The organism is Faecalicoccus sp., from assembly GCF_036552745.1.
GTDB lineage: Bacteria > Bacillota_I > Bacilli_A > Erysipelotrichales > Erysipelotrichaceae > Faecalicoccus.
The window spans coordinates 1-8621 of record NZ_JAXKBY010000128.1 but is presented as its reverse complement, the minus strand read 5'-3'; the positions used below and the strand labels follow the sequence as shown (position 1 = coordinate 8621).

Genomic DNA, 8621 nt, shown 5'->3' with positions numbered 1-8621 from the left:
ATTGAGTTTACGGGTATAGAAACCTTTTGAATGCATTCTTGAACCGCAACGGGGGCAGTACATCGGTTCCAGTTTCTTTTGGATATGCAGATATTTATTTTCATCGACCAATTCACAATCTGTAATGGTAAAAGAATCATCTTCTTGAATATCAAGAAGAGCCAAAAGCTTAGAAATAGAAATATTTTCGTTATTGTTTATTCATATACCTCCTGTTTAAAGACAATGAACATAACGAAATCATTATATACAGTAAGGATTCAATCATAAAAAAAGAGAAAGAATTCAGGACGGCAATAACGATGGTATCCAGTCCCCTAAATTCGTTTCTCTTTACATCCCCCTAATTTGTCCCCTAGATTCTAGCCTCCTAGAAAATTTGGATACCCTATTTTACATGTTCCAGGTATTGAAATGTCTTTATCGAATAGTGTTTTCTTTATAAAGAATCAATATCCTAATTCTTCACCTACAAGAATGACAGAAATTCTATCCGCCTGTCCGCTTCTTCTGGTCACCAAAACTTGATTACAGATGCAGTCGGGTGCCAGGCAATCCATGCATCGTCCTACTTTAGCGCAAGGTGTATCTTTATGAAGTCTAGTGGTGTTTGGCGGTGTTGCCATATTACGGACACGCTTTATGCCACTTTTTATATCGGATACAACCTTATTCATACCGGCAACGATCAATACATGCTCCGGTCCATAACATAGATAACAGATGCGGTTTGCTCTTCCGTCAATATTGATCAATTCTCCATCTAAAGTGATCGCATTGGTACTCATTAAAAAATAATCCGCCAGAAATATCTTAGAAGCCTGTTCTTTTGGATCACCTTGTGTTCGATCGATGGCAGTATAATCACCTTGTTTAATCGCCTCCAAAAGTCCGATTTCTTCTAAAGTCATAGAACCGCCCCAGCCAATTGCGCTTTTAGCCGGTATCAGCTGTAACGCTTTTTGCAGAGTTTCTTCTTTTGTAGCACAATAGTAGCCCTGCATATTGCGTTTGCTTAAATTTTTGATGATGGTTTGTGCTGTATTTTGAAAAGATAGTTGTTTAGGATTCATGATTCTACCTCCTTGTTCTATTGATATTATAGCGCATCATTTGACTTGATACATACCCTATATAGGTATATAATTCTGACAAGAGGTGATGAAAATGATAGAAAATACAGAACATAAAAAACATACACCGCGATCCCAGGCGGAAGTGAAAATGTTAAAAAATCGTCTGCATCGTATGATGGGGCAACTCACAGGTATTGAAAAAATGTTAGATGAAGGACGCTACTGTGGAGATATTTTGATTCAGGTTTCGGCATTGGAGAGTGCCTTACAGTCTTTAGGCTATTTGATCCTTCATGATCATCTGGAAACTTGTGTGCGAGAAAAAGTACAGGAGGAAGATCCGGAGGTCATGGAAGAAGTCATGATGTTAGTTAAAAAATTGAAATAGAGGGATGTCGATGAAAAAACAGTTTGATGTGACAGGAATGACATGTTCAGCTTGCCAGGCCAATGTCACAAAGGCCGTTTCCAAGCTGGATGGAGTGGATCATGTAGATGTTTCTTTATTATCAAACTCTATGCGTGTGGAATATGATGAAACAAAAACGGATGCTGCAGCGATTTGTGATGCGGTGGAACGTGCCGGATATGTGGCAAGAGAAAAAGGGGCAAAACAAGAGAATACATCATTTAAAGAAGAGTGGGATCAAAAAAGAGTGGATGCGAAAAAAGAACAAGACGCTTCGTTTCATCGACTTTTGGTTTCAATTCTTTTATTGATCCCCTTGATGTTGATTGCGATGGGGCCGATGCTTGGACTGCCTATTTTGTCCGGTGAAGAAAATGCGATGATTTCCGGCTTGAGTCAGGTGTTAATTTCTATGTTGATCTTATGCATTCAAAGACATTTCTTCATTCATGGTTTTAAGTCTTTGTTTCATAAGGCACCGAATATGGACAGCTTGGTCGCCATTGGTTCCGGGGCCAGCTTTGTGTATGGATTATACGCTTTATATCGTATGGCTTATGGATTTGGACATAGTGATATGATGATGGTACATCATTCCATGCATGCGTTGTATTTTGAGTCGGCTGCCATGATCGTTACGTTAGTAAGTGTAGGAAAATATTTGGAATCTCGATCAAAGCGAAAAACGGGCGATGCGTTGGATAAGTTGATGGATCTAAGTCCAAAAAATGCATGTGTGATTCGCAATGGCAAAGAAAAGATGATCTTAGCCAGTGAACTGATGCCACATGATCATGTTGTCATTCGTCCGGGAGATCGAGTTCCGGCAGATGGTACGATTCTTTCCGGTAATGGAGTCTTGGATCAAAGTGCTATCACCGGAGAAAGTGTACCGGTGGATAAAGAAGTTGGAGATACAGTTATATCAGCCACTTTGAATCAGAATGGTTCTTTTATCTTTGAAGCAACTAAGGTCGGACAAGATACGACATTGGCACAAATCATTAAGCTGGTGGATGAAGCCGGAAACTCCAAAGCACCGATTGCTCGTGTGGCGGATAAAGTTAGCGGAATCTTTGTTCCCATCGTGATTGGTATTGCGATCGTCACAGGAATCGTATGGATTCTTGCGGGCCAAACTTTTGAGTTTGCCTTGTCTAATGCGGTAGCCGTTCTAGTAATCAGTTGTCCATGTGTTCTGGGGTTGGCAACACCGGTTGCCATTATGGTATCGACCGGGAAAGCGGCAGAGTATGGTATTTTGATCAAAAATGCAGCAGCTTTGGAAAATATGGCTTATATGGATACGATCGTATTAGATAAGACCGGGACGATTACCAGTGGAAAGCCTAGTGTGCAACAAGTTGTGACCGATTTGGATCAAAGGCAGTTTCTAGCTTTAGCAGCCAGTTTGGAAGTAGGCAGCGGACATCCTTTGGCCAAATCTGTAGTCGACTATGCCCAGGAAAATAAAGTTGATTTACTGCCGATTGATCAGTTTGAATCCATCAGTGGCAAAGGAATCAAAGGTGTGGTACAGGGAAAGCATCTATTGGCCGGCAACTATAAATTCTGTAAGGAACAAGGTGTTGTGTTTACAGATGAAATCGTACATGCGATTGAAGAAGCCGCCGGTAAGGGCTGGACACCATTGATCTTTGTACAGGAACAAAAGGTGATCGGTTGGATCAATGTAGCCGATACGATCAAGGAAACAAGTAAGGCCGCCATTCAAGCATTCAAAGAAAAAGGAATGCATGTGGTGATGTTGACGGGTGATAATCAGAAAACAGCTCAGACAATTGCCAAAGAGCTGTTGGTGGATGAAGTAATTAGTGATGTGTTGCCAACCGATAAGGAAAATGTCATTCGCACTCTGCAAGGACAGGGGCGCAAGGTCATCATGGTTGGTGATGGTATTAACGATGCACCGGCATTGATGCGGGCAGATATCGGTATTGCGATTGGTAATGGTACGGATATTGCGATTGACAGTGCCGATGTTGTATTGATGAAAAGCTCTTTACTGGATGTCAATACAGCCATCGATTTAAGCAGAAAAACGATTCGAAATATTCACATGAATCTGTCCTGGGCATTTTTCTATAATGCGTTAGGAATCCCATTAGCTGCCGGTATTTTCTATCCGTTCTTTGGATGGCTTTTATCGCCGATGATCGGAAGTGCGGCCATGTCGCTCAGCTCTGTTTGTGTATGTACCAATGCCTTACGTTTACGTTGGTTTAAACCAGAAATTGTAATGGAAATTCAAGAAACAAAACAACAAGAAAAGAAAGTAGAGGAAGAAAAAATGACAAAAACAATGAAAATTGAAGGAATGATGTGCCAACATTGTGTAGCTCATGTAAAAAAAGCTTTGGAGGATGTAAACGGTGTTACCAAAGCGGTTGTAGATTTGGAGAGTGGATCGGCTAAGATCGAAATGGAAACCGATGTAAAAGAGGATATTCTGAAAAAAGCGGTTGAAGATGCAGGATATACACCTGTATCAGTAGAGTAAGAATGATAAAGAGAATCTTCTTGATTTATTCGAGCAAGATTCTTTTTTTGTGAGAAATTTGATGTTTCAAAAGCGGATTACACCATCGATTCTTTATCAGAAATCATGAGTTTTATATAGTGCATACATATAAGAACAGGTAAGTACAAGCTCACTTTTTGTCATTCTTTGACTCATAATATTTATAAATTTATAAATATGTAAATAAATGAACTACATTTATATTATGTAAATATACATAGCTGTACAAAGTTAAAAAAAACCTGTTTTTCTTACCCCAAAATGGCTTATAATGTGTTAGAATTGACGTATTGAAAGGGGTTACAAAATATGGACAGAAAGGCAGGCCTTCTATGTCCGTTGTTTTCTGTGCCGGGAAATCAGGGCATTGGAGACTTTGGGGCAAAGACATTAAAAATGATCGATTGTATCGTGGAAGCTGGATATAAGATATGGCAGATGTTGCCGTTACAGGTGACGGGATTTACGCATTCACCATATCAGACACTTTCCAGTTTTGCCGGCGATCCTATCTATATCAACATTGACCGTTTGAGTGAGTGGGGACTTTTGACCCAAAGCTCGGTGATCAATTGTAATAAGTTTAAAAATTTTGTGGATTATCCACAAGTAAAAGAATTTAAAGAAAAATATTTTGAACGTGCCTACAAAGCCTTTAAGAAAAATATAGATTTGTTTCAAAGTGAATATGATTTGTTCTTAAAAGAAGCCTTTTGGCTGGATGACTGGGTAACTTACCAATTATTTCATGAACTTCATGAGGGAGCTTCCTGGAATGAATGGGATGAAGAATACCGCAATTTCTTAGAGGAACATGATATTGATCTGGAAGATTATCAAGATCAAATGGACTATTATCGCTTTTTACAGTTTGTCTTTTATAAACAATTTCAGGAAGTTGTTGACTATGCCCATCAAAAAGGATTAGAGATCATGGGAGATATTCCTTTTTATGTCGATTATGACAGTGCCGATGTATGGGGCAATAAGGAGTATTTTTTGTTGGATAAAGATGGCAAGCCGGAATTTGTGGCAGGTTGTCCACCGGATTATTTCAGCGAGACAGGGCAACGATGGGGTATGCCAATCTATGATTTTGAGGCACAGGAAAAAGATGGCTTTAAATTCTGGTGTGACAGAGTTCGATGGACTGCTCGATACTTTGATAAAGTACGAATCGATCATTTCCGTGCTTTTGATACATATTGGAAGATCCCGGTTTCCTGTCCGACGGCGATTGAAGGAGAATGGGTGCTGGGGCCGGCCCAAAAGCTTTTGGATGCGATCAAAAAGGCATGTCCAAATGTAGAATTGATTGCCGAGGATCTGGGCATTATTCGAAAAGAAGTGACCGAGCTGGCTGAAGCTAATCATATTCCGGGTATGGAAGTTTTGTTGTTTAAAATGGAATCCAAGCTATTAAGAAAACCATTGCCAGAGCATAAGGTCGTTTATACCGGAACGCATGATAATGGAACGATTATGGAAGAATATGGAAAATATGATTCGAATCGTCGCATCAGTTTACGCCGCTTCTTTAAGAAAAGAGGCTATACGGAACGGGCGTTTTATGACATTGTTTGTCATTATGCGCTGGATACAAAAGCAGATCTTGCGATCTTACCGATTTGGGATATTTGCGGCTATAAAGAAGAAGCCAGGATCAACCTTCCGGGAACGGTCAGTGATCATAACTGGACATGGAAACTAAAAGATTTTAAGACATTTCCACAGGAGCTTTTAAAAACAAAGCCATGGATCATCGATGCAGGTCGCTAGATCTGTGTCTTTTTTATGAAAGGATGTTCGTATGTTACAAATTAAAAATGCACATGTATATGCACCACAAGATAAAGGCATCCAGGATGTATGGATCGCCGGTGGAAAAATTGAAGTGGTAAGTAAGACTCTACCGATCATAGATGGTATAGATTGTATCGATGCGACCGGTAAAATACTAACGCCCGGACTGATCGATCGTCATGTACATATCACCGGAGGCGGTGGTGAAGGTGGCTTTTGTACACAGGCACCGGCAGTGACGGCATCCCGTTTGATTCACGGTGGATTAACGACAGTCGTTGGCCTTTTAGGAACCGATGGGATCACACGAAGTGTCGAGAATCTAGTTGCCAAGGCAAAGGGCTTAAAGGATCAGGGGATATCTGTCTATTGTATGACAGGTGCTTACGGATATCCCAGCATTACGATTACAGATTCGGTTCAAAAAGATATTGTATTTGTTGAAGAAATCATCGGCTGCAAACTGGCCTTATCCGATCATCGATCCAGTCATGTTACGTTTGAAGAATTGATGCATCTGGCAAGTGATGTTCGCGTGGCGGGCATGTTGTCAAAAAAAGCCGGGATTTTGACACTGCATTTAGGCGATGAGAAACAAGGCTTACAAATGGTAATGGATATTCTGGATCAAACAGAGATTCCTATTAAGACATTTCAACCGACGCATGTCAATCGTAATCCCGCCTTACTACAACAAGCCATCAGTTTTGCGAAAAGAGGGGGAACGATCGATATCACTTGCGATTCTACAGAAGGTGTATATCAGGCATTGATGAAAATTAAGGAAGAAGGTGTCTGTATGGATCAGGTGACTTTGAGTTCTGATGGCCAGGGCAGCTGGTCAAAATATGATGCCCGGGGAAATCTTTTACAAATCGGCGTATCGGATGTCGATACGATATATAAACAGATCGTCTATCTGGTCAAACAGAAAAACTGGTCCATGGAGGATGCCTTGGCGTTAGGATGTCGTAATGTTGCCAAAGCATTAGAGCTTTATCCAAAAAAAGGCGTGATTCAAAAGGGCAGTGATGCCGATCTTCTGTTGTGGGATAAAGATTTAAACTTAGATACAGTGATTGCACAGGGCAATATTGTGATGAAAAATGGAAAATTATTGACCAAAGAGATGTTTTAGATCAACTGTTAGAGAAAACTAATCTTTTTGTTGTTCAAACAACGTGATTTATATTCTAGTTCTCCTATAATATGAATAAGAATACAAGGAGAATATTTATGGACAAGAAAATTGATTTACAGAAAAGTGTATTTGAAATCTGTACGCAATATCCGGAAGTAAAGGATATTTTATTTCGACTGGGATTTACCGAGATTACTAAACCAACTGCCATGCAGACGGCAGGACGTGTCATGACACTTTTAAATGGCGCCAAAATCAAAGGGATTGATTTAAAGTTGATCGTTGATGCTTTACAGAAAGCCGGCTTTGAAGTAGAAGGTTATGTGGATCGTCAGGCTTTATTAAAAAGTTATATCCAACGATTGAATGAAGGAGAAGACTTAGAAAGTGTACGTGCTGACTTTGTGCACAACTTTAAAGAAGTGGATGCTTCTGAAATCATGCAGGCCGAGCAGGAAATGATCATGTCCGGTGTGCCTTACTGGGAAGTGCAGCAGCTTTGTGATGTACATTCCGCTCTGTTTCACGGAGCGACAAGACAGGAAAAAATCGATCAGGCCGAACAAGCGGTAGAGGATTCGCTACATCACCAAAAGGCGGATACACTGATTGCCATTCCCGGTCATCCTCTTTCTACGTTTGCCTTAGAAAATGTCTATATTGACAAGCTTTTAGAAAAGGCACAGGAACAGATAGAAAATGCCAAAGAAACCTTGGAGTTGTTGAACCAGCTTCGAGATATCTCCATTCACTATGCGAAAAAGGGAGATCTTTTATATCCATTATTAAAGGTGCGTTATGGTATATCAGGTCCATCAGATGTCATGTGGGGTGTGGATGATGAAATTCGTGATCAGCTTCGCCGTTTAGCTAAAAATCCAACGATGGATGCGGATTGGAAAGAAACGTATCTAAACACCATTCAAAGAGCGCAGGAGATGATCTATAAAGAAAACAATATTTTATTTTCTTTATGTGCCGAAAACTTCACAAAAGATGAATGGGAGCAGATTTATAAAGATTCATTAGGCTATGAACCATGTCTTATGGATACCATCCCGGTTTGGGAAGAAGCTCGAACAAAACAGGGGGAAATGAAGTTACAGGATCAGGAAATCATTTTACCGAGTGGGCATATGAATCCAAAACAACTGCAAGCGTTATTGAATACGATCCCTATGGAAATTTCCTTTGTCGATGAACAAAATATCAATCGGTATTTTAATGAAGGTTATAAATTGTTTAAACGACCGAATATGGCAATCGATCGAGAAGTTTTTTCTTGCCACCCGCCTAAAATCGAACCGATGGTTCGTAAGATCATCGATGATTTCAGAAATGGAAGAAAAGATTCGGTCGATGTATGGATGGAAAAGATGGGCAAAACGGTACTGGTACGATATATGGCCATTCGTGATGCGAACGGAGACTATGTTGGAACCGGAGAATTTGTACAGGAAATGGATTTTGCCAAAGAACATTTTTTAAAACAGACGAAGTAAAAGAAAACGCTATACCGACAATTTGGTGATATGGCATAAATAATGTCAAATTAGATTTTATATTGTAGTCAGAAAAGAGGTATTCTTTATGACTACAAATACTCAATCATTTTTAACCAAACATGTAACTTTCCATTTGATGGATTAT

General features: G+C 39.9%; 6 protein-coding genes. 5 read left to right on the top strand and 1 reads right to left on the bottom strand.

The features are described from left to right. Positions 1 to 449: 449 nt before the first annotated feature. Positions 450 to 1073, bottom strand: a complete 624-nt coding sequence (locus tag U0M88_RS06340) for a lactate utilization protein (protein ID WP_331869263.1) — start codon at positions 1071 to 1073, stop codon at positions 450 to 452. A gap of 94 nt (positions 1074 to 1167) precedes the next feature. Between U0M88_RS06340 and U0M88_RS06335 the strand changes: the two genes are divergently transcribed. The 5 genes from U0M88_RS06335 to U0M88_RS06315 all read left to right on the top strand — a co-directional run bounded on the left by U0M88_RS06335 (position 1168) and on the right by U0M88_RS06315 (position 8473). After that, entirely contained in the window at positions 1168 to 1464 is a 297-nt protein-coding gene (locus tag U0M88_RS06335; protein ID WP_331869262.1) for a metal-sensing transcriptional repressor, read from the top strand. Between the two features lie 10 nt (positions 1465 to 1474). Further along, positions 1475 to 4006, top strand: coding sequence for a heavy metal translocating P-type ATPase (locus tag U0M88_RS06330; RefSeq protein WP_331869261.1), 2532 nt, complete (start codon positions 1475 to 1477; stop codon positions 4004 to 4006). A gap of 330 nt (positions 4007 to 4336) precedes the next feature. Then, positions 4337 to 5806: a 4-alpha-glucanotransferase gene (gene malQ / locus U0M88_RS06325; protein ID WP_331869260.1), complete on the top strand. Its 1470-nt coding sequence runs from the start codon at positions 4337 to 4339 to the stop codon at positions 5804 to 5806. Positions 5807 to 5837: 31 nt separating this feature from the next. Beyond that, positions 5838 to 6968 (top strand): beta-aspartyl-peptidase, encoded by a 1131-nt coding sequence (gene iadA / locus U0M88_RS06320; RefSeq protein WP_331869259.1) that lies wholly within the window; start codon positions 5838 to 5840, stop codon positions 6966 to 6968. A gap of 98 nt (positions 6969 to 7066) precedes the next feature. Then, entirely contained in the window at positions 7067 to 8473 is a 1407-nt protein-coding gene (locus tag U0M88_RS06315) for a DUF438 domain-containing protein (protein ID WP_331869258.1), read from the top strand. Positions 8474 to 8621 lie beyond the last annotated feature (148 nt).

Coding starts and splice junctions, on each gene's coding strand:
- U0M88_RS06315 (WP_331869258.1), top strand. CDS start 7,067: ATGGACAAGAAAATTGATTTACAGAAAAGTGTATTTGAAATCTGTACG.
- iadA (WP_331869259.1), top strand. CDS start 5,838: ATGTTACAAATTAAAAATGCACATGTATATGCACCACAAGATAAAGGC.
- U0M88_RS06330 (WP_331869261.1), top strand. CDS start 1,475: ATGAAAAAACAGTTTGATGTGACAGGAATGACATGTTCAGCTTGCCAG.
- malQ (WP_331869260.1), top strand. CDS start 4,337: ATGGACAGAAAGGCAGGCCTTCTATGTCCGTTGTTTTCTGTGCCGGGA.
- U0M88_RS06340 (WP_331869263.1), bottom strand. CDS start 1,073: ATGAATCCTAAACAACTATCTTTTCAAAATACAGCACAAACCATCATC.
- U0M88_RS06335 (WP_331869262.1), top strand. CDS start 1,168: ATGATAGAAAATACAGAACATAAAAAACATACACCGCGATCCCAGGCG.